Below are 22,933 nucleotides of genomic sequence, written 5' to 3'. Positions count from 1 at the left end.
TTAAGGCTTTAAATCTCTTTCAATATTGTTTGTCCTTTGAAGTGCGATCGCCTTTTACAAAAATCTGAATCTGATGGTTATATCTAAACCATTACAGCTTTTCAAATAGGTGCAAATTTTCTGATTTATTTCCTCTGCTAAGATTTTAAATTTGTAAGATTTGGTAATTGGCTAGAGAGACTTAACAGGAACAGTCAGATTCTAGTTTTTGTTATAGCTCCTCTAGCCGCAGTGCCATATCTTCCACTAGTTTTTTGACACTGGCTGGAGTCTTTTCCCAATCCTGTGAAGGTATCTGATTAAGATAAGTGGGGCGTTGTTCTTCCATTACATCCGATTGAACGGGATTTTCTCCTATAGGTGTAGCTTGGAAAGTCACCTTTTCTATAATTGGACGTTCCACAACATTTTCATTACTTACCACCAACCGCACTGCTGGGTCGCCAATAATTGCATAACTACGAGCATCGTTGTTGGCTGTCCACATATCAGCTACAGCTAAATCATCAGCTTTAGCCCCAAACTTAATTTCTTCTAATTGATGATTGAGGTCAGAAGAGAGTTCTGCATAACGCTGATTGAAAAACTCTAAAGCCGATCCCACAGGATGACCTTCCATCAGTCGTTTTAAAGCACTCTGAAATACTTGCAACTGCGCCCCAGGTGTCTCCCACATAAAAGAGTACCCCCAAGCTCGCTCGACATGACCAACTACAGCCAGCGCACCCCCTTGAGGATGACTCAGTAAGCGCCTTGGTAAATTAGCAACAAAAGCATGGGGAGCAATAGCTGACCTTTTACTAAATTCATGATGGGCGAAGTCATTTAATTTTGGTGTACCTGCACCATAGCAAGCAAAATGAAACGTGATTAATCCCAACAACCGAGCATCATTACTGATATCATCGGCAGAAAAGTAAAAATCTTCGGGAATTGCTCCCCGCCATTTGTATTGCCCAGGCCAGTCTTGACATAATATTGCCCCTTGGTGACGTTCTTGGAGTGGGTCGCCATTATCAAAGCCCATACCGTGACTAGCGGTAAATAACAGGCTAGGTGTCTCACTACCCCCTAACAATTGCCCTAACCGAGCTTTTGTAGTTTCATCTTTGAGTAAAGTTTGCACATTCCAACTTGGTTGGTCTTTGGCTACCCATTCCGCTAAAGGCTTAATTAGTTGGTCTGCACTCAGTCGAGTCGCTTTATCCTCACTGTTCTGCACGCCGAAAAAACTAGCTGTGCGGGGTAGTGGTAATTTACTTGTTTCTGCTGCTACAACGCTGTGAGCGTACTGAGCGTATTCTTGTAGCGTATCAAAATAAATCCGACCTACTGCATACTGCACATCGAGTTGGTACTGAAAGCTATAGGGAATAGTTTCTGGGTCGCCAACGATGAGCAAGTAGTAAGGCATTTTATCAGGGTCAGCAGGCCCCGGCCCTACGTTATGACGAGCTAAAAACTTATTTTTCGTCTCTCCTGGACGATATGCTTTAACGTCGATATATTCTTGATAATAATGTTCTTTTTTTTGGGTAGCTTGCTGTTGGCGCAGTTTCAATAATGGACTCAGAGCTTCTTTAATTGCTGAGTCAGCACCATAAGCAAAAATAACTCCCCAACCAGTTTCTGCTAAGTTTTTTGGATCAACTCCTTCTATGGGTGCAAACTCAGGATCTAGACCTTGGATTTGTCTATTTTTCCTTTGAAGTTCGTTTATATGTGCTGGGTCTAATTCTTCACCTTGAGCTATTTTAGAAATCTGTTCAGGTGTGAGCGGTAGTAGCAAATATTCACCAGTCGAACCATTGATACCATTGAAGAATAGAAGTTCTTCCTTGTTATTATTTGACATAATATTTGTTTGATTTAGTTAAAAATCTGAATTTTTACGGGAAGTAATCACATCCAACTCCCCAACAATTTCAATCTATTCCATAAACTGCTTTGCGATATTTCTTTTGCTATGTAAGCTTCTTTAGTTTTGCCTAATCTAGTAAACCATTGTTTTTTTAATCCCCATAGTTTTTGCATACTTTCTATTGTTTGTTTTGTTACATTTCGTAGTCCATTTTCAGTTAAAAATATATTAAATTCAGTTATTTGCTTAGGATTCTTTAAGTCTATGGTAGCTGCTTTCTCAAAAACATCTTCCCATTTATTAAAATGCACTGTAAGTATTTCATCCATATGAGATTTTTCAAGGATTGATATATTCTTTCCTGCATCATCCAAGGCTTTAATTTTTTCTAGATTATCCTGGTTTGGTTTCTTAGCTATTTCTAATTGTTGAATAAGGTTTTTAAATATCTTTTCTCTTGGGTTCTCTGTTTTTTCTGGATCATAAACAGGATCTGGGCTAATAAATTTCCCAGATAAACAATTTTTTATTAACTCATTATTTCTCTTTAAACTTGATAATTCTATTTCAAAGAAAATACCATTTTTTTCTTTTTCAGATACATCACCAATAGCAACTGGTTCTGTGCCATTGAAGCTGACTTTCCAATAACCGCTGTATGTTGCTGCAAGTTCTCTAGAATGGCAAGGTGGAATATAAGCGTATCTATTAGGCTGTTGCTTGCCATCACCAGGCCTATACAGGAGAACTATTCCTGTATAGGGTGTATCATTGACAAACCGCAACCTGCCCTTTTGATTATTTAAATTCTGTTTACGCTCACTCTGAGATATTAGGTGAGATGTAGGTGAGTTATTGCTTAGATTTTGTTTAGCAATTGTTTTAGAAATTGAAGTAGATTTAGATGAAATATTCCTATGTGATTGAGCCAGAGACTCATTGAGGTTAGCCGTTGTTATGAGCAGGGGAAGAATCAGTGTAGAAGCTTTTAATATTTTCATGATTGGTTGTGATAATTGTAAGGTTTTGTCTGTGGAATTTAGAGAATTGATATTAGCATTTTGTGGCTTCATACTTGTCCTACTTTGATAATTATAATTTTGTTGAAATGAACAAATTTAATCCAACTCTTTTCTTGATGTAGAGCAATTAAGTAAATCTCATAAAAAGCTAGTAATTAACAGCTTTATAAAATCTTAACATATTAAGATTCAGGATTTAAATTACTTTGTTTACAATTAAAAAACTGTTATTAAGCATAAGTATCATCTTTATTTATATAGTCATTAATATAGTTACAACTATCTGTCAATATTTGCTTCAAATTCAAATTAAATAAATTTATCCTGTGTTCACAAGTGGCTACAGCAATTACGCTGCCATTTTGGCTAAAATTAGCACTATCAATCTTTTTATCATTTCCTTCTATTATTTGCAGTAATTGACCATTAAGGCTCCACAATTCTAAACTTTGGTTTTCAGAAATTATAGAAATTGTATCATTCTCAGAACTAAAGGTAATAGCCTCAATTATACCTTTGGTATCTACTTTAAACGTTTGCAGTAGTTCATAATTATTATCCCAAATTTTAATTTCATTCCTACTAACTGTGGCAATGTTTTTACCATCATGACTAAACTTTATAAGATGAACAATACTTTCATGAGCATTAATATTTTTGCAACATTCACCTTTGAGACTCCATACTTTAAAAGTATTGTCACCACTACCTGAAATAATCATTGTGCCTTCAGGATTGAAAGTTACTATTGCAACAGAATCACAATGCCCATAAAAAGTATTTAACAAAAATCCCTCTATACTCCAAAGCTTGACAGTTTCATCAAGGCTGCCCGTGACAACCATCGTATTATCAGGACTAAAAGCAATGCTCGTAACATCACTTTTATGGCTCCGAAGGGTTTTAAGTAATTTTCCGTCACGCTTCCACAGCCTCACATTTCCATCTTCACTAGCTGTTGCAAGAGTTTCTCCATCAGGACTAAACTTAACATCAAAAACCCCACCATTATGATCGCCATAGGTTTGCAGTAATCTACCATTACAATCCCAAATCTTACTTGTTCCGTCTTCACTAGCTGTGGCAATTGTTTTACCATCTGCACTGAAATTAATCTTGTAAATTAACTTAGTATGTCCTTCAAATTTACTATTGCAATTCCACAGTTTTATAGTTTTATCACGACTACTAGAAACAAGTGTTTTGCTATCCGGGCTGAAACTGACCTTTGTTATTCTATCTTTATGCCCTCTTAAATTTCTAAAAAAAGAGCCATCTTTATGCCAAATTATGATTGTGCCATCTTTACTAGCTGATGCGATTTTTTCACCATCTGGACTAAAAGCAACATACTCAACATCATCTTTATGTTCTCTAAGCGTTTTGAGGAATTGTCCTTCAGCACTCCAGAGTATAACAGTGTAATCACGACTGCTTGAAACTAATGTTTTACTATCATCACTAAAACTTACTGCTGTAACAGTCTCTTTATGTTCTTTAATATCTGCAATTAATCCACCTTCTCGTGTCCATAGCTTTAAAGTCTTGTCTTGACTTGCAGAAGCAATCATATTACCGTCTGGACTAAAAGTCACATTGACAACAGGATCTTGATGACCGCTGAGGGTTTTGATTAACTCTCCATTGTTATCCCAAAGTTTGATAGTGTTATCACTACTTCCAGATGCAATTAGCCTACCGTCAGGACTAAAACTGACTGTCAATACCCAACCATGATGACCTGCTAATGTTTTTCGGACTGACCATTTGCTAGAATATCGGTCAATTTTATCTTTTGTTATTGTTCCTTTCTGCCAAATTTTGATGGTGTTGTCCATACTAGCAGAAGCTAAGATTTTTCCATCTGGGCTGAAACATACATCTGTAGCTATGTTTTCATGACCCTCTAAAGTTTGAATTAAAGTTCCATCTCGTTTCCAAAGTTTGACAGTTTTGTCATAGCTAGCAGAAGCAATAATTTGTCCATTTGGGCTAAAAGCTACACTACAAACCTCATCATCATGCCCATCAAAACTATTAAATTCTGCAACTTCATTAAATATCTGGGCAAATGATACCAAAAATTTAAATTCTGCATCTTCACTAATTTTGGTTCCTTGCAGCATTTCTCCTGCTTTTATAAGCCTTACTAACGCATCCAGCCTTTTATTGGAAACAAAAAGTGTTTGAGCGTATGCAGTATAAGTAGAAATAGTGTCCTCTAATTCTTTACTTTTGATGCGATCGCGCTTTGCTTTACACGCGTTTATATATTCAATTTCATCGTCGTTAAAAAATCCACTTTTATCTAATAACTCTTTAGCACGCTCTAATCGAGAGCCTTCAAGCAGTAAATATTCTTCGTTGTCTTGATTTTTATCATTATCTTTATTTTTACCATTATTCCAATCACTGGCTTGTTTATTAACATCTTGACGAAATAGTAAATCTTGACGGTCTGTATTTAACCAAGCTTTTAATGTATCCCAATGTTTAATTAAAGCTTCATGAGCAATTTCTACTGTCTTTTCACCTGTTCCTTCATATTTTTTTTCTCATAGTTGGTTACTAATAGCCGCTCTTTTGCTAATTTTTGTACTAGTTCATCAATCACCTTTAAATCATCATTGTGTGACAAATTTTTAAGATAAACTCGCTTACGTGTATCCCTGATTTCTTCAAAACTTTCATCCAAACGAGTTAATCGTAAAAAAATGTTTTTGACCTTTTCTTGTATTTTTTTTATTTCTTGTTTATCTTCTTTATCTTTGGATAATCCTTTGTAAAAGAAATTATCAGCTGTAGTGGCGATCGCTTTGCTGACACCACCGATTTTAATATACTCCTCACAAACTAAATTTCTTCCATGTCGTCGTTTCCATAACTCCAGCAAAGTATGTTGTAAAAGCGGTAATGCTCCAGGTTCGCCTTCAAGTTCGTTGCAAATTGAATTAATCAAGCCAATTTCAAACTGCAAACCTACCTGCTTGGCTGGTTTTTTGATTGCTTCTTCTATTTCTTTAGGCTCCATTGGACTAATCAATTCTTGATGCTCTTGCATTAGGTCTTTTAATTGCGTGTAACGGGCACATTCTCCCCAAAAGTCTGCCCGCATCGTAATTACAACTCTTTGCTTTCTATTTTTAACAAGTGCTAATAATTCTTCTATAAAAATCTTTCGCGCTGCTTCACTATTACAAAGAGTAAATAATTCTTCAAATTGATCTATTACTAATATTAAAGGATACTCCTGTTTAATATTTGATAATGCAGATTGCAAATTCTCAAGAGGATTTTTACCTGGTTTAATATACTTGACTTGAAGATATTTTTCATCTCTTTTTAAATTCGGAATAAGCCCTGCTTTTACTACTGACGACTTACCACTTCCAGAAGCACCTAATACAGCCAAGAAATCATGTTCTTTAAGTTTATTTTTTAACTTTTCAATTAATTTATCCCGTCCAAAAAAATACTTACTATCACGCTCTGTAAAAGAGAATAAGCCTTTAAAAGGACAACGGAGATTATAATTTGGTATTTTTCCATTTACAGCCAAAGAATTAAAGCTTATTTCTAGAACTTGATTGCAAAGCTGATTAATTTCTTTTAAAGCGTAGTCCCCTTCATCTGTCGCTTCTGAGTTTAAGCCTTCTATATTCAAATAGCGTTGTAATATTTCTTTTTGTTCATTAAATTTGTCTTTCATAATTGGCGCTCTTTTTTTTAACAACTTTTCAAAAAGAGCAAGACCAAATTCAATTTCTCCAACTGATAGAGGTCGGTCTAAATTTTCATCGAATAGAGGCCGTTCTCCTAAGCGGCTAAATAGTGCTGGTACTGTCTCATCAGCTTGCCCTCTGATTTGAGCAGTTGCTTCGGCTAACGCCAAGCCTACGTAGCCATGCTCTCTCAAGTTTTTGTAAAAGGCTGTTGCAAGGTCTTGAGCAGTTTTTATAGTTATTTTGTCTGTCATACCCAACACCGCAGGCATCCCCAGATCGCGTACCAAGCTCTGTGCTAGTCCACCGATTTCTGGTATTGCCTCTGCCTTTGAACTACCACTTTCACAGCTAGATAGGAAAGTAAAGTGTGGTGCGCGCTCAATGTTGCTTCTAAGTTGGTCTATTAACTCCGATGTTTTTACTGGCTTTAGCCGATTTTTATCTTCATTTAAATTTTCATCCTCATCCTCATTTAAATAGATTACTGTTTCTTTTTCGATTACTCTGCCGTGACACACTAAATGTAATATCGTATAGTATTTATCTTTTCGGGATAAAAGTTTTATCAGTTTTTTTAGAGTTGGTGTCCCTATTGCGCCATCAATTTTTGCCAGCACATCGCAAGGAATGTCACCAAAAGCGGTTTTCAGACTGGTTACTGTAGACTCTACGTTAAAATGCTGTAGACCATACTGCTCTGTACCTTTATCAGGACTGGCAACTACAATCAATGCCCGCAAGCCGCGCCTGCCAATGGCAGGAAACAGCCGTTCTATCATGGTAGGTATGTAGTGATAAAACGGGGTCTTATTGTTACGCGCCAAATAATCCCATGTGTTATTAATGGGAGCACGTAGCCTTTCCCATCTCAAGTGTTTAAGGTCATCAGCATCAACGCGAAGAAGGACGTGTAGGCATTTTTCATCTTTTGGAAGAGCCTTGCTAAAATCCGTTTCCAATGAAGTCTTTTTCTCATTAACATCAGTACCACTAATACGAATACTGTTGCTAAATAATGCTTCGCCCAATATTGTACCGTACTTCTTTAACTTGCCATCATTCTCTATTGCTCTTAGTTCTTGATCGTAATTGCTATTTAGCTTGAGAGTATATTTGGCTTCTATAGAATATCCATTGAATGGAGTATATTTAACAACAACAGGCCAACTATATTCTGTTTCAGATTGTTCTTCTGTTCTAGATTGAATAATAATTTCAAAAATATTCATTTTAAAGCTTGTATTTATCTCTGAAAGTTATTAGGAATCAAATCAATCTACTTATCAGTTGCCAATGCAGCTTGCCATACAGCATGGGCTACTTCTGGTTCAGCGATATCATTATGAGACCCAACAAACATCCCTCCGCTGATATCGCAGATATATTGAGTGCTATCCAAGTTGTAGACTTTGCCTGCTGCAAACTGGTACGGTTCACTAAGAGCAAGCATTTTCATATCTACAATCTCCAAACCTGTGCCACGAGCGCCAAAAGTACCCAATGCGCCGAACTTAGGCAATTCCATAGGGTCAAAGACTATTTGCTGGCGTATCCCCGCAGCAAGTGGATACATCTTACCAACAGCTTTATCTAACTGCGTTTGGGTAGTGACAATCGGCCCAGCAACTTTACGGTTAGCGATTATGGAATGAAAGTAGCCTGGACGGCCTGGTAACACAGGAATGTCTGCACAATAAGACCACAGGGATAAAGCACCTTGGATCAAAGCTACAGAATTAACTGGACGAATTAAGCTACCCTGACCACCAGGGCCAGCTAACATAGCAGAGACGACAATACATCCAAAACTGTGACCCATAAGGTGAAATCGCACAGTATTTGCAGTTGCTTTTTGGAGTTGTGCTAGTAACGCAAAACCTCCAGTTTCACCAATTTGACGCGCTCTGTCTTTCATTTTCCAAAAAGATAGGGCTCGCAGAGGCATCAAAATTCCATTCCAGTCGAACTGACCAAAACTCACAGGTTCTGCTTTGTTAGCTTCAAATATACCTTCTGGGTCAAAAGAAAAGCGATCGCTCCCTGGTGCTGCTCCCTCTCCTTCGCTACCTAAGCCTGATTCACGATTTAAAACTTCGTAAGCTTGACGTACCTCTAATGATAAATGCTCAGGCGCAATATCTGCGATCGCTGTCTGGAAAATTGTTTTCAGAGCTTGCCGAGAAGTTTCTGTATCGGCAATTCGATGAGCATATCCCTCAATTAATTGCTCAATTGGTGCAATATTTGTTGAATCAAATGATATGAAGCTACTACCTAGTTCTTCATTACCCCAAGGTAAACTCGGCCAGTGTATACCAATTAATAATGGGTTAAATTCAGGTCGTACCTGTTTTATTTGTTCAATGTCATCTATGCTTTTGGACATTGCTTCAACCCACTTATTATACTGATTTTGTGCTGATGTTCTGTCCCCCATCCAACCGTGGCTGAACAAGAAAATATCAGTAATTGGTTCATCACTTAAGATATTTAATATCTTTTTGCTTATCTTTTGTGGGTAGTCTTCACGTTCATTACCAGCACTATCAAAACTTATTAAGTAGTAGTGTAATGAAGGCTTTCCTTCTGCTGGTGTCATTTCAGTTGGCATTATTCAATTCCTTTTTTACCTAGTCCTTCATGGTGTTTCTTCAATTTCGGCAACGCAAAATGCGAACTCTTTAATTGAACAATCCCTATAACGATTTATTAAAATTTAAAATATCTGAAATATTTTGTTATTCATAAAATGTTGAAACTTGAGCATATCTGTATTTGAAAATTAGAAAATGTTGGATGTGAATATGGAATAAATGAGTCAAGATGGGTACATCTGCGGTTTGTTTATTCGAGTATGTATTGCACTCAATTAACAACCGCTATCAATCTGCTCACTATCCTTTAATTAAGATTAAGGTTTCTGAAATGTAATATTGAGAGCATTAGCTACCAAGTCCATTCTCTTAGCCCATGCTTTTTCATGCTTGGGATCGGGACTTTTTTCTCCTGCATAATGCAATCCTACGGCGCATAAGCTTTTCGTTTCCAGCCACACTGAACCTGAATCTCCTGCCGTACTGATTTCACCATTGTCAGATGGATGTTCGGGATCGGTAATGACTGTAAAATTTTGTTGATTAACGCCATCAAGAATGCCAAAAGTTTTACCAGTAGTCCTTCCTGACTTTGTAACACGCATACCAATTAAGGGTTTTTTTATACCTGCTATTTCTTGTGAATAATCTACTACTCCAAGCGATATACCTCGGAGATTATTAATTGTGCATACTGCACAATCTAGTTCTTTATTCCAACGTAGTAGCGAACCTATAATATCGTCTGTATTTTTGCTTGCAGGTTGTGTTATTGCATCACCTGGTTGACCATCATCACCAACCAAAACATGATGGTTAGAAAGACCCAGAGGCGATAATGAAGTGCGATCATACACAATCGCACCTAGTGTACCCAGTCCTCTCAATCGAGTGTTACGGACAGCAATTCCTCCCAATAAAGGATCGAAGCGCTGATTTCGGTCTTGTTGTAATTCAGGATTGCTTTGAATAACATCAACAGGTATATTTTCTATTTCTTTTGGAAGTACCTCAGTAGATTCCAACTGACTTTCAGGCAATTTTTCGTGAACATAAACTCGTATAGCTAACTGATCTGTTGGTATTTCATTCTCGAATTTGATACCTACATCTAGGTAGTGTACACCCTTAAATGCACACAACTCATCCTCGTGTCTTGCAAGCACATCCAAAAGAGTATTTTGCTCTTCCTCTGTGAAGTGTTTCATGGCAATGCTCCCTAGTATATGTGTAGTGTAAAAAGCTTAAGTCTCTTGTTTAAGGTGTTTCAGAATGGAAGAGAACAAGCGTTGTTTCCTGTAATGAGTCCCTCCGCTTTTGACAGTGTTCCTCGGCTAGCAGCGAGGGCAACGCATAATATTACTTTCAGTTATTAAATCCTTACTTTGTCATTAGTATGTATCACTACTTAGGGTGTTCCAAGAAATAAATTATCCATTTTCTGGGGTGGGACGGATAGCCCACCACATATTCAGGACGGGCAAGATGCCCATCCTACAAGAAAACTGGGAATATTTTTTTAGTTGGAAGTCCCTTAAATCTCAGTTTCCAGTATTCACTTCTACTTGTCGATATGTATAAGTTCGTAAAAGTTCGCATAAAGTTCTGGTAAAGTACTCATAATGCTTGGTACTTCATACTTACAGTATCTAAATTGCAAACTATGAACTATGAACTATGAACTATGAACTATGAACAAGGACTGGAAGTAGCTGATGAAGCAGTCTTTACCAAGGCTGGAAAACGGTTAAATCATGCCGAAATTGCAATTTTAAAAGGTTCGTGGCATAACAAGACCTATGAGGAAATTGCTAAAGAAACAAGTTATTCCGTAAGTTATTTAAAGCAGACTGTGGGGCCCAAGCTGTGGAAATTGTTAGCAGAAGGTTTGGGTGAAAAGGTGAGCAAGACCAACTTTCAACTAGCACTAGAGCGCAGATGGCGTAGTACTTCGGAAACCTTTAGTGTAAAAACTAGAGTTGAAAGTCAGTTTTTAGAAGACCAACAGAGTAAACAAGGTTTAGAAAACGTAGTACAACAAAATCAGTTCACAACTCCTCACACTGACTGGCAAGAAGTGATCGATGTCTCTGAGTTCTATGGACGTACTGAAGAAGTTGCTCAATTAAAGCGATGGATTTTAACTGACTGTTGTCGCCAAGTAGCAATACTGGGTATAGGCGGAGTAGGTAAGACCGCCTTAGCTACAAAATTGGTACAACAAGTGCAGTCTGAGTTTGAATACGTCATTTGGCGAAGTCTGCGGAATGCTCCCCCTTTAGAAAGCCTATTAGCTGAGTTAGTTGCCTTTGTGTCCGATTTTCAAGAGAGCAAAGCAGATATATGGCGGTTACTTCACTACTTACGTGGTAACCGTTGCTTGCTAATTTTGGATAACATGGAAACTATCTTAGATGCTGAAGATACAGGGCACTTTCGTGACGGTTACTCGACATATGATGAATTGTTAAGGATGATTGCAGAGAATACACATAGCAGTTGTTTAATTCTCACAAGCCGAGAAAAGCCTAGTGCGATCGCTACTAACGAAGGAGAACATTTAAAAGTACGCTCTCTGAGGTTGAGTGGTTCAAAAGAAGCAGGGATTGGCTTGCTCTGCGCTAAAGGGTTAGTAGGGAGTGAAGAACAAAAACAACAGCTGTGCGATCGCTACGGTAATAATCCCCTAGCAGTAAAAATTGTTGCCACTTCAATTAATGACCTATTTGATGGGGATATTGAGGCTTTTGTTAAACAAGACAGTTTTATATTCAATGGAGTCAGGCGATTACTCAATCAACAGTTTGAACGCTTGTTACCTTTGGAAAAAAGTCTCATGTATTGGTTAGCCATTAATCGGGAATGGACAACCTTTGGCGAGTTAGAGTCAGACTTAGTGCCTATGGTGTCTCGCTTTAAGCTGTTGGAAGCACTAGAAAGTCTATGGAGACGCAATCTGATAGAAAAGTGGTCTAGCAGTTATACACAACAACCTGTTGTCATGGAATACGTGACCGAAGAAATCATTGAATTGTGTTGTGAGGAGATTGCAAAAGAGGAACCTAAATTTTTACTTAGCCATGCACTGATGAAAGTGACCGCAAAGGAATACATAAGAGAAAGTCAAATCCGCATGGTTTTAGATCCAATTGTCCATCGGCTAGAAACTAACCTTATATCTAAAAGAAATCTCGAAGGCAAACTTTGTCAAGTTCTATTCAAAATTAAAAATGAGTTTGCAGCCACAGGTGGGTATGGCGGTGGAAATATAATTAACTTACTGATTCAGTGCCAAATTGATTTAACAAGCTATGATTTTTCTAATTTAAAAATTTTACAAGCAGATTTACGTCGAGCGAAGTTGCATCATGTCAACTTTCAAAACGCAGATTTAACTAAATCTATTTTTTCTCAAACCTTTGGAGGTATTTTATCAATAGCCTTTAGCCCTGATGGTAAACTTTTAGCTATGGGTGATACCAATGGTGAAATCCACTTTTACCAAACTTTGGATTGGAAACAAATTTTAACCTGTAAGGGTCACAATAACTGGGTTGTATCACTCGCTTTTAGTAGTAATGGCAGAAGAATTGCTAGCAGTAGTATTGACTGTACCGTTAAATGCTGGGATATCGTTTCAGGCCGATGCCTTCAAACTTTAGAAGGTCATAAAAACGAGGTCTGGTCTGTAGCTTTTAGTTCGGATGGTAACACATTAGTTAGTGGTAGCGACGATCAAACAGTGAAGTTATGGAGTAGCCATACTGGTCAATGCTTGAGAACCTTGGAAGGACATACAAGTTGGGTATGCTCTGTAGCTTTCAGTCCAGATGGACAAATAGTAGTAAGTGGTAGCGACGATCACACAATTAAATTGTGGGATATTAATACTGGTGAATGTCTCAACACTTTACAGGGACACTGTGACGGAATCAGGTCAGTTACTGTAAGTCCTGATGGGCAGTTGTTAGCAAGTGGTGGTGATGATTATATAGTCAAATTATGGAATATAAATACTGGCAAATGTATCACCAGCTTTAAAGGTCATTCCAATGAAGTCTATTCGGTTAAATTTAGTCCAAAAGGTGATATTTTAGCTACTGGTAGTAATGATAAGACAATAAAGCTTTGGAATATCTACACTGGCGAATGCTTGAAAAGTTTATATGGGCATTCTAGCCATATATTTTCAGTTGCTTTTAGTCCACAAGATGGTTTGTTAGCCAGTGGTAGTGAAGATCAAACGGTAAGACTATGGAGTATTCAAACTGGGGAATGCCTGAATACTTTAACAGGATCTACTAGTCAATTACTCTCAATTATATTTAGCCCCAATGGTAAGAAGTTAGCGAGCGGCAGCCGTGACTCTTCAGTTAAATTATGGGATGTAAATACTGGTCAAGTCTTACAAACTTTTCAAGGACATAGGACTGCTGTGCGATCAGTTGCCTTTTCTTCAAAAGGAGAAATATTAGCAACTGGCAGTGACGATCAGACAATAAAGTTATGGGATGTAAATACTAGTCAAGTCTTACAAACTTTGCAAGGGCATAGGGCTGCTATTTGGTCAATTGCTTTTCATCCTCAGGGAACAATGCTTGCAAGCGGCAGTGACGATCAGACAATAAAGTTATGGGATGTAAATACTGGTCAAGTCTTACAAACTTTGCAAGGGCATAGGGCTGCTATTTGGTCAATTGCTTTTCATCCTCAGGGAACAATGCTTGCAACTGGTTCTTTAGATCAAACAATTAAATTGTGGAATACAACTACTAATGAATGTGAAGTAACACTAGAAGGACATAATAGTTGGGTTTGGTCAATTGCCTTTAGTCCTAATGGAGATGTAATAGCAAGTACTAGCCCAGATGGAACATTAAGGTTGTGGAGCACCAAAACATTTGAATGCCTTAAAGTTTTACTCTTAGATACAGCCTGGTTGCAATCAATTACGTTTAGCCCAGATAGCCAAATACTAGCAAGTTGTAGTTATGATTATACAGTCAAACTATGGGATATAAGTACTGGAGAATGCCTCAAGTCTTTACATGGTCATACTGGTAGAGTTTGGTCAGTTGTGTTTTGTTCTGATAATCAAATATTAGCTAGCAGTAGTGAAGATGAGACAATAAGGCTATGGAGCATTGCAACAGGAGAATGTTTAAAAATATTAAAAGTAGAGCGACCCTATGAGCAAATGAATATTATGGGAGTTAAAGGTTTAACTTCAGCGACTATCTCTACACTCAAATTATTGGGTGCAGTTACTAAAAACAATTAACTAGTTTAATTCTATTAAAAAAACATAAAATTTTTCAATTTAAAATAATTTTCTAGAAAAAAATATTGGACATTAAATTATAAAGTTAATAATTTGCTTTTACATAATCATTGTAATCCCTGACTACCTAGCTGTTGATTAATTAGAGCTAATTATCCCAAACTTACTTTAGCTCTTCGCTCAACATAGACTGGATAACCAGGGAAATAAAATATTTAGAGTCTACAGCATTTACTGAGAAGACACGCTAAATTTAATAAGCATTGAACTCCATATCGCTGGGTAATCCTTGGGTGAATTCAGTGGTTAAAATACTTTCCAATTCGTCCATGTTATTGCCATCTAATGTACCTTGACTATTTTCCAACAACTTATTTTTGAAATCTTCAGTGGAAGATTGCTGTTTGAGAGAGAAATTTATTGTAGTCATCGCTTTGTTCTCCTAAAGTTATACAGATAGTAAACAATCAGCAATATTAGTTGTTTGCAGTCTAGGCTAGACCACAGAACGACAAGCTAAATCTAATAAGCGTTGAATTCCATATCACTAGGTAATCCTTGAGTAAATTCAGTGCTTAAAAGACTTTCTAATTCGTCGATATTGTTGCCATCTAATGTGCCTTGACTAATTTCGCATAACTGATTTTTGAAGTCCTCAGTTAAAGGTTGTTGTTTGAGGGAGGAATTTACTGTAGTCATCGTTTTGTTCTCCTTAAAATTTTTGTGAAAAGTACAACAATTAAGCTTTATGTAAACTGTCTAAAGCTCTTGATTATGCCGTTAGTAACTTGTAATTGAATTTTGCTTGCATATGTGCAGGTAACTCCAACGTTTTTAATATCTGTTGGAGTTCTTCATCTGAGATATAACCCTCTTTAGGTGGGTTAAATCGTAACAATGCAGTTTTATAACAAGCTTCTGCTACATGATGACGCTCCCGTTCGTTAAGCTGTGCAACTACTTCAACTATCTCTTCTACATGCTTGATTTCAGCACCAACAGCAGTGTGTACGCGTAGCCAACGTGTAGCACAAATATTTACTGGTAATAAAGCTTCTACACTTTGAATATACTTTTCTCCTTGAAATGTTCCTAGACGTTCACTCGCATAAGCATGACCAACACAATCAATTGGATTTAAAGCTTGTACACTTCGAGTTAAAGAATCTACTAAGGATTGAGCAGCAGATGGAACAAGTGCTTGCACAACAGCAAGGGGATCGTATCCCATTGATTGAATATCGAGTAGAGCAAGACGGTCATGACCTGCTTCTTCTTTAGCTTTCTGTGCCGCCCATTGCGCTAAACTGTGACGACCAGATGCAGCAAAGCGTTGGCTTGCTTGTTCCATTAATCTCGAAGTATAACGACTTGAATGGTAAGCACCTGCAAGTCGCCAGATCCAGCGTATACGAGTTAAGGCAGGTGGTTTGCACTTCAATGGCACTTTATGCCAGGCATATACTATTGAACTATCCAAAAGCTTCCGAGTTTTAGCGAGTATGTCTGCATCAATTATTTTTGAAGTAAAGCAATCTCTGTCATTAGCAAAATTAGATTGATTGCTCCCAGCATGAGTCTTAGTATTCGGCATTACTTCCTTAGATTCAATAGAGATTGAACCAACATCTATGAAAAAGCCATTATGCATGGTTAGTCTTGTAAAGTGTTTTGGGTAGGGCAGGAAAAATTTGCAGATGTAATTTTCATACTTTTATAGTCTTAAATAAATATCTAATTGTCATTATGAAAAAATAGGTTGTTTATTTAAAAAAACCTATTTTTAAGTTTATAAATTGCAGACAATTAATACTTGAAATTTTAAAAATATGGAAAAAACAGGAAAAAATAGGAGAAAGTAGGATTTTTTACCTAATTGAATAATTAGAATATATTTGCTAGAATTTTACTAAAAATTCTGCCAATTCGAGCTATGAACTCTAAATCAGACCTAACGTGGGAAAAAGTGCAAAATCTGGCAGATGATTTAGTATTTAAATTAACGGGGAGACACCTGAACGATGTTGAGATCAAGGTATTATGGGGAGCGTACGAAGGTAAAACTTATAATGAGCTTGCCGAAAACCTGGGTTTTTCTGTTATCTACCTCAGTAAAGATGTTGGTAGTCCATTATGGAAAAAGCTCTCTAATGCTTTAGGAGAAGAGGTTACTAAGAAGAATTTTCAACAAGCATTGAGGCGTTATCAGGAGAAGCGGAGTGCCTTTGGAGGCACTACTCATAACATATCTGCAAATAATACAGCATCGATATATAAAGATTGGTCAATAGAAAACTTAGAATTCCCTGGAGGACGAGTTCCTTTGAATTCCCGCTTTTATGTAAAGCGTTATGAAATTGAATCTTTATGTTATGAAACTATCAAGCAAGATGGAGTACTAATCCGCATTAAAGCTCCCCAGGAGATGGGTAAAACCTCTTTACTAGAAAGAATTTTATCTGAATCTGAAAGACAAAATTATCAAACTGTAAATTTGAGTCTTGAAACAGATAGTACAGTCTTTTCCGACATCAATAAATTCTTACGATATTTCTGTGCTTGTGTGAGTAAACAGTTAGGAATGCCTAATAAGTTAAATGAATTTTGGGACGATATTTTTGGTTGTAATGATAATGCTACAAATTACCTTGAAGAGTATCTGTTAGCAGACCTTAACAATCCTTTGGTACTTGCTTTAGATAAAGTCGATTTAGTTTTTGAGCAACCTGAAATTGCAACTGACTTTTGCCGCTTGATACGAGCATGGCACGATTTAGCAACGCGGAGTGGTAATCGTGGTGCTATTTGGAAAAAACTTAGATTGATAGTGGTACACTCCACAGAAGTTTATAGCTCCTTAGATATTAATTACTCACCACTACAAGGAGTAGGGCGGATTATTGCTTTAGAAGAGTTTACTCCAGAACAGGTACAGGATTTAACAAAGCGTTATGAACTCGATCTTGTGAAGACCGAGATTGAGCAGCTGATGAATTTGGTTGGCGGACATCCTCATCTGGTGCGTTTAGCTCTCGATTATCTTAAACGCCAGCAAATTTCGTTAGAGGAACTTTTACAAATAGCTTCAAAGGAATCAAGTCCATTCCGCAACCATTTACGGCAACATTTATGGAATTTACAACAATATAGAGACTTAGCAGCAGCTTTTCGGGAAGTTGTGACGAAGAATACTCCTGTAAAGCTTAGGTCTAACGAGGCGTTTAAATTACAAAGTATGGGTTTAGTGAAAACACAAGGCGATGATTGGAGTCCAAGTTATAACTTGTATCGTCAATATTTTGCAGCGCAACTAGTAGAATTGTGAATATAAACACTTGAAAAACAAATACTAAATATTATTTAAAAATAAAGATTTTATGCATTGCAAATATGAAGTTAATGCTACTCTCAGTGAGAATTCCCCTACCTATGTCAGGCGGAAAGCTGATGACCAACTCTATAATGGGCTGAAAGCGGGAAACTTTTGTTATGTGTTCAACGCTCGAAAAACAGGCAAATCCAGCTTGCGAGTGCAAGTTATGAATAGACTTAAAAAAGAAGAATTTGCTTGTAGCGTAATTGATATTTCTGGGAAAAATACTCGGAAAACAAACCTAGAGCAGTGGTATGCTGGTATCCTTAACGATATAACAAAAGACTTTCATTTAGATATCAATTTAAGAAGCTGGATCAAAGAACGAGATTGGTTATCACCTTTAGACCGATTTAAAGAGTTTATTGAATCAATTTTATTATTGCAGATATGCCAAAATATTGTAATTTTTATAGATGAAATTGATAGTGTGCTCAGCTTAGACTTTCCAAGTGATGATTTTTTTGCTTTTATCCGCGCTTGTCATAATCGGCGAGTAGATGCTTCAGAATACAATCGCCTCACCTTTTGCTTATTAGGGGTAGCAACACCGTCAGACTTGATAGTTGACAAAAAACGAACACCATTTAATATTGGTCAAGCGATTGAGTTAACTGGCTTTACATTAGAAGAAGCAAAGTTATCCTTAATTCAGGGATTGGTAGGCAAGGTAGACAATCCGCAAGCAGTTTTAAAAGAGGTGTTGGAGTGGACGGAAGGACAACCCTTCCTCACTCAGAAGTTGTGTCAGCTAATTGTTGATAAAACAGAAAGTAGCCAGCCAAATATTGGGCAATTAGTTCACAAATATATTATTGAGAATTGGCAATCTCAGGATGAACCTGAGCATTTGAAAACAATCCGTGATCGCATGACTACGAATGAACAACGTGCAGGTCGTTGGTTGGGACTTTATCAACAAATTTTGCTCCAAGGCGAAGTGGTAGCAGATGACAGTTACGAACAAGCGACAATGCGTTTGTCGGGATTAGTGATTAAGAAGAAAGGAAGATTAAAGATTTATAATCGCATTTATCAATGTGTTTTCAACCTGAGTTGGGTTGAAAAGGAATTAGCCAAGCTGCGACCTTACGCTGAGGCTTTCAAAGCTTGGGTTGACTCAGGTTATACAGATGAGTCGCGTCTGTTACGAGGACAGGCGTTAAATGATGCTTTGGCATGGTCAGCCAACAAAAGCTTGAGCGATCGCGATTATCAATTTTTAACAGCTAGCCAAGAATTGGAGAAGCGAGAAATACAAAGGGCTAGAGAACTTGAAAAACTCGAAGCTGAAATTAATTTAGAAGCAGAAAGAAAAAAACTAGAGGCTCAAGAAAAAGCCAATAATATTTTGAAAGCGGCGACACAAAAAGCCAATAGGCTGATTCGCATCGGAACTGGTGTCTTGGGTGTGACCCTAGCTATTGCTGCATTAGTAGGAATTTGGTTAGCGAAATCTCTTGCAGAAGCTCAAGAAGCTAAAAGAATAGAGATGGAAGGAAACCGCGCAATATCAAAATTTGAGTTTCAAGAAATTCAAGCATTACTTTCAGCCATGCAAGCTGGACAAGACTTGCAAACACTAGTCAAAGACAAGCGTTCTCTAGAAAAATATCCAACAACGAGTCCTATACTGGCTTTACAAACAATTCTCTATAATATCCGAGAACATACCCAACTTAAAGGGCATCGAGGAGCTGTTAGAACTGCCAGTTTTAGCCCTAATGGACAGCGTATTATCACTGCATCAACTGACAAGACAGCTAAAGTCTGGGATTTATCTGGCAAAGTGCTTGTGGAACTCAGAGGGCATCGAGGAGGTGTCAGAAGTGCTAGTTTTAGTCCTGACGGACAGCGTATTGTTACCGCATCAACTGACAAGACAGCTAAAGTCTGGGACGCTTCTGGTAATTTACTAGTTACAATCGCAGGGCATCAAAGTAGAGTCACCAGTGCTAATTTTAGCCCCAACGGACAGCGTATTGTTACTGCATCAGAAGATAGGACAGCCAAAGTCTGGGATTTATCCGGCAGGCTTCTTACCACTCTCAAAGGACATCAAAAAGAGATCAATAGCGCTAGCTTTAGCCCCAACGGACAGCGCATTGTTACCGCATCAACTGATAACACAGCCAAAGTCTGGGATTTATCTGGCAAACTTCTTACCACTCTGAACGGGCATGGAAGTAGAGTCAACAGTGCTAGTTTTAGCCCCAACGGGCAGCATATTATTACTGCATCGCATGATAACAAGGCTAACATTTGGAATTTATCCGGCAAACTTCTCAAAAGCATTGACTCATCTGGAAGCTATGTGTTTAACGCCAGTTTTAGCCCGGATGGACAACGCATCATTATGAATAACATAGTGCGGAATTTGTCCGGAGACCAGCTTGCCTCACTCCCAGGACATACGGGTTGGGTGATAAATGCCAGTTTTAGCCCCAACGGGCAACATATTGTTACTGCGTCACTCGATAATACAGCCAAAATCTGGGATTTATCCGGCAAACAGCGAATTGTACTTAAAGGACATAACCTTGGTGTCATTAATACCAGTTTTAGCCCCAACGGGCAGCACATTGTTACTACATCATGGGACAAAACAGCCAAAGTCTGGGATTTATCCGGCAAGCTTCTTACTACACTCCAAGGGCATTCGAGTGGAGTTACTAGTGCCAATTTTAGCCCCAACGGGCAGCATATTGTTACTGCATCAGAAGATAGGACAGCCAAAGTCTGGGATTTATCCGGCAAGCTTCTTACTACACTCCAAGGGCATTCGAGTGTAGTCACTTATGCCAGTTTTAACCCCGATGGACAGCGTATCGTTACCGCATCATGGGACAAAACAGCCAAAGTCTGGGATTTATCCGGCAAGCTTCTTACTACACTCCAAGGGCATCAGAGAGAGATCAACAGTTCTATTTTTAGCCCAGATGGACAGCGTATTGTCACCGCATCATGGGATGAAACAGCCAAAGTCTGGGATTTATCTGGTAAACTTCTTATCACACTCTACGGGCATGAAGGTTGGGTGTTCTACGCCAGTTTTAGCCCAGATGGAAAACACTTTACTACGGCTTCAAATGACGGCACTGCCAAAATTTGGGATAGCTCTGGCAAACTGCTAGTTACACTTGCAGGGCATCCAAGGCCTGTCAGAACCGCCAGTTTTAGCCCTAAAGGACAGATGATTGTTACTGCATCAGACGACCACACAGCTAAAATCTGGGATTTATCCGGTAGACTATTAGGTACACTTACAGGGCATCAAAATAGTGTTTGGAGAGCCGATTTTAGCCCAGATGAACAGCGCGTCGTTACCGCATCCCTTGACAATACAGCCCGTGTTTGGAAGGTAGAAAATTTTGATCAACTTTTGCAACGGGGTTGTAACTGGTTAAATGATTACCTTGTCACCCATCCCGCAGACTTAAAGAAACTAAAGATATGCCAGAATAATTCTAATATTAGAGTGGCAGCAAAATTTCTAGTTAAAGAAGGTGAAGGGCAAGCAAGAGAAGGTAAACTTGATAATGCTATTGCTACCTTGCGTCAAGCTTTACACTGGAATCCTAAGTTAAGCTTTGAGCCGACAACAAAAGTAAAGGAATTAACAGAAGCTTCAGCACTGATTAAGAAAGGCGAGAATTTGGCAGAGGAGGGCAATATTAAGGGTGCAGTTGCTGTATTCCAAAAAGTCTTGAAACTTGATCCTAGTTTAGCTTTCCATCCAGAGACACAAGCTCGGTATCTTATGGCTTCTAAACTAATTAAACAAGGTGAAAATCTGGTACAGGCTGGTAAAGTTGATGATGCAGTTGCTGTATTCCAAAAAGCTTTAAAACTCGACCGCAGTCTAAACATTGAGCCAAAAATACAAGCTGCTTCAACGCTTTTTAACAAGGGGGAAAACCTTCTTAAAGACGGTAAGATAAAAGAGGCTATTGCAGCTTACATCCAAATCCAAAAGCTCGCTCCCAACTTTGAAATTTCTGCAAATTCTTGGAATAGTCTATGTTGGCAAGGCAGTTTGAAGGGATATGCATCTGATGTTATGTATGCTTGTGAAAAAGCTGTGGCACTTGCTCCTAATGATGGAGGAATTCGAGATAGCCGTGGTCTTGCCAGAGCATTAACAGGCAACAATTCTGGCGCAATTGAGGATTTTCAGGTATACATAGCACAGACTGATGATAAGGATAAAAAATTACAACGACAACGCTGGGTCAATGCCTTACGCAATCAAAAGAATCCGTTCATAGATCACGAATTTAAGCTGAGTGATTGACAAAATTGTTTTTAAATCAATACCTTAAGGAATTTACCAAGGTTCAACGCTCGTGGAAACACAACTAAATCTTCATCCGATGACATTTTCCATAATTCTTTCTTCCCAGGTAGACTAAACTTTCTTGAATTAATTTAAATATTTTTAATTTTATAAACTATTCAACATACTGCGGATTCTGAAAGTCCCCAATCTAATCCAATGTGATAGCAGGGCAAACGCTTATAAAAATAATAAGTAAATCTTAAATAATGCTCTCCTAAATAATAGCTAGCGTGTTAGAAATTAATCTGTTTTGAAGTTATTGGCTAGCTGACCTTTTTTGAATTCAAAATGCAAAATTCAAAATTCAAAATGAAGAAGAATTTTTTGAATTTAATAATTTTGGGTACAAGCCCCCACCATAATCTTTGATTTGGTGGTCTTCAATTAGTGGCGAGTCCAAGCTCCCACTAATTGTCTTTAATTTTGAATTTTGAATTTTTAATTTTGAATTGGAGCGAAGCGACTTGACTTTTCACGTTATGTGGAAAAGGAGCGAGGGTGTGGGGTGTAGGGTGTAGTACGGCTTTCTTGTTTTCACTACACCCAACTCCCTACCCCCTATCTTGAAAGAGGTTTTAGGGACTTCCAGAAAATAAACTATTCCATCAACAATAATGATAATCATTTTAAAGGGGGGATGAAGAGGCTGCCGACGGCAGCCTCTTCATCCCCCCTTTTGTAGTAATTTGAATAATGACGCTTGTTTTTGAGTGTGGTAACTGATGTCCATAGTATTAA

General features: G+C 37.9%; 12 protein-coding genes and 2 pseudogenes. 3 read left to right on the top strand and 11 right to left on the bottom strand.

What is annotated here, in order from left to right; genetic code table 11:
* Positions 1-211: 211 nt before the first annotated feature.
* The 7 genes and pseudogenes from IQ274_RS27605 to IQ274_RS27580 all read right to left on the bottom strand — a co-directional run bounded on the left by IQ274_RS27605 (position 212) and on the right by IQ274_RS27580 (position 10,410).
* Positions 212-1,855 carry a C25 family cysteine peptidase gene (locus IQ274_RS27605; protein WP_194144087.1) on the bottom strand — a complete coding sequence of 548 codons (1,644 nt, stop codon included), beginning with the start codon at positions 1,853-1,855 and terminating at the stop codon, positions 212-214.
* Between the two features lie 47 nt (positions 1,856-1,902).
* Positions 1,903-2,934, bottom strand: coding sequence for a hypothetical protein (locus IQ274_RS27600; RefSeq protein ID WP_194144086.1), 1,032 nt, complete (start codon positions 2,932-2,934; stop codon positions 1,903-1,905).
* Between the two features lie 179 nt (positions 2,935-3,113).
* Positions 3,114-5,009 carry a WD40 repeat domain-containing protein gene (locus tag IQ274_RS27595; RefSeq protein ID WP_194144085.1) on the bottom strand — a complete coding sequence of 632 codons (1,896 nt, stop codon included), beginning with the start codon at positions 5,007-5,009 and terminating at the stop codon, positions 3,114-3,116.
* 321 nt (positions 5,010-5,330) lie between these two features.
* Positions 5,331-5,381, bottom strand: a pseudogene (locus IQ274_RS38110) (hypothetical protein); the annotation flags it as partial.
* A gap of 20 nt (positions 5,382-5,401) precedes the next feature.
* Positions 5,402-7,837, bottom strand: coding sequence for a CHAT domain-containing protein (locus tag IQ274_RS27590; protein WP_194144084.1), 2,436 nt, complete (start codon positions 7,835-7,837; stop codon positions 5,402-5,404).
* 47 nt (positions 7,838-7,884) lie between these two features.
* Positions 7,885-9,219 carry a hypothetical protein gene (locus IQ274_RS27585; protein WP_194144083.1) on the bottom strand — a complete coding sequence of 445 codons (1,335 nt, stop codon included), beginning with the start codon at positions 9,217-9,219 and terminating at the stop codon, positions 7,885-7,887.
* Between the two features lie 300 nt (positions 9,220-9,519).
* Positions 9,520-10,410: a hypothetical protein gene (locus IQ274_RS27580; RefSeq protein ID WP_194144082.1), complete on the bottom strand. Its 891-nt coding sequence runs from the start codon at positions 10,408-10,410 to the stop codon at positions 9,520-9,522.
* Positions 10,411-10,886: 476 nt separating this feature from the next.
* On the opposite strand from IQ274_RS27580, the gene IQ274_RS27575 reads away from it, so the two are divergent.
* Positions 10,887-14,483: an NB-ARC domain-containing protein gene (locus IQ274_RS27575; protein ID WP_194144081.1), complete on the top strand. Its 3,597-nt coding sequence runs from the start codon at positions 10,887-10,889 to the stop codon at positions 14,481-14,483.
* 253 nt (positions 14,484-14,736) lie between these two features.
* On the opposite strand, the gene IQ274_RS27570 is transcribed toward IQ274_RS27575, so the two are convergent.
* From IQ274_RS27570 to IQ274_RS27560, 3 genes are all read right to left on the bottom strand, one after another.
* Positions 14,737-14,913: a hypothetical protein gene (locus IQ274_RS27570; RefSeq protein ID WP_194144080.1), complete on the bottom strand. Its 177-nt coding sequence runs from the start codon at positions 14,911-14,913 to the stop codon at positions 14,737-14,739.
* A 92-nt stretch (positions 14,914-15,005) separates the two neighbouring features.
* The gene (locus IQ274_RS27565) at positions 15,006-15,182 is read right to left on the bottom strand and encodes a hypothetical protein (RefSeq protein WP_194144079.1); all 177 of its coding nucleotides are present in this window, start codon (positions 15,180-15,182) and stop codon (positions 15,006-15,008) included.
* Between the two features lie 73 nt (positions 15,183-15,255).
* Positions 15,256-16,134, bottom strand: coding sequence for a hypothetical protein (locus tag IQ274_RS27560; protein WP_194144078.1), 879 nt, complete (start codon positions 16,132-16,134; stop codon positions 15,256-15,258).
* A gap of 282 nt (positions 16,135-16,416) precedes the next feature.
* Here IQ274_RS27560 and IQ274_RS27555 point away from each other — a divergent pair, with 282 nt between their 5' ends.
* A complete protein-coding gene (locus IQ274_RS27555) occupies positions 16,417-17,808 on the top strand; it encodes an AAA-like domain-containing protein (RefSeq protein ID WP_194144077.1) in 1,392 nt (463 codons plus the stop codon).
* Positions 17,809-17,860: 52 nt separating this feature from the next.
* Positions 17,861-22,150 (top strand): eIF2A-related protein, encoded by a 4,290-nt coding sequence (locus tag IQ274_RS27550; protein WP_194144076.1) that lies wholly within the window; start codon positions 17,861-17,863, stop codon positions 22,148-22,150.
* A gap of 59 nt (positions 22,151-22,209) precedes the next feature.
* Here IQ274_RS27550 and IQ274_RS27545 read toward each other — a convergent pair.
* Positions 22,210-22,362, bottom strand: a pseudogene (locus IQ274_RS27545) (IS5/IS1182 family transposase); the annotation flags it as partial.
* Between the last annotated feature and the right edge of the window lie 571 nt (positions 22,363-22,933).

This window comes from Nostoc sp. LEGE 12447 (genome assembly GCF_015206985.1).
Lineage (GTDB): Bacteria > Cyanobacteriota > Cyanobacteriia > Cyanobacteriales > Nostocaceae > Nostoc.
Note: the sequence above shows the minus strand (reverse complement) of the source record. Positions and strands in the feature narration are given on the sequence as shown.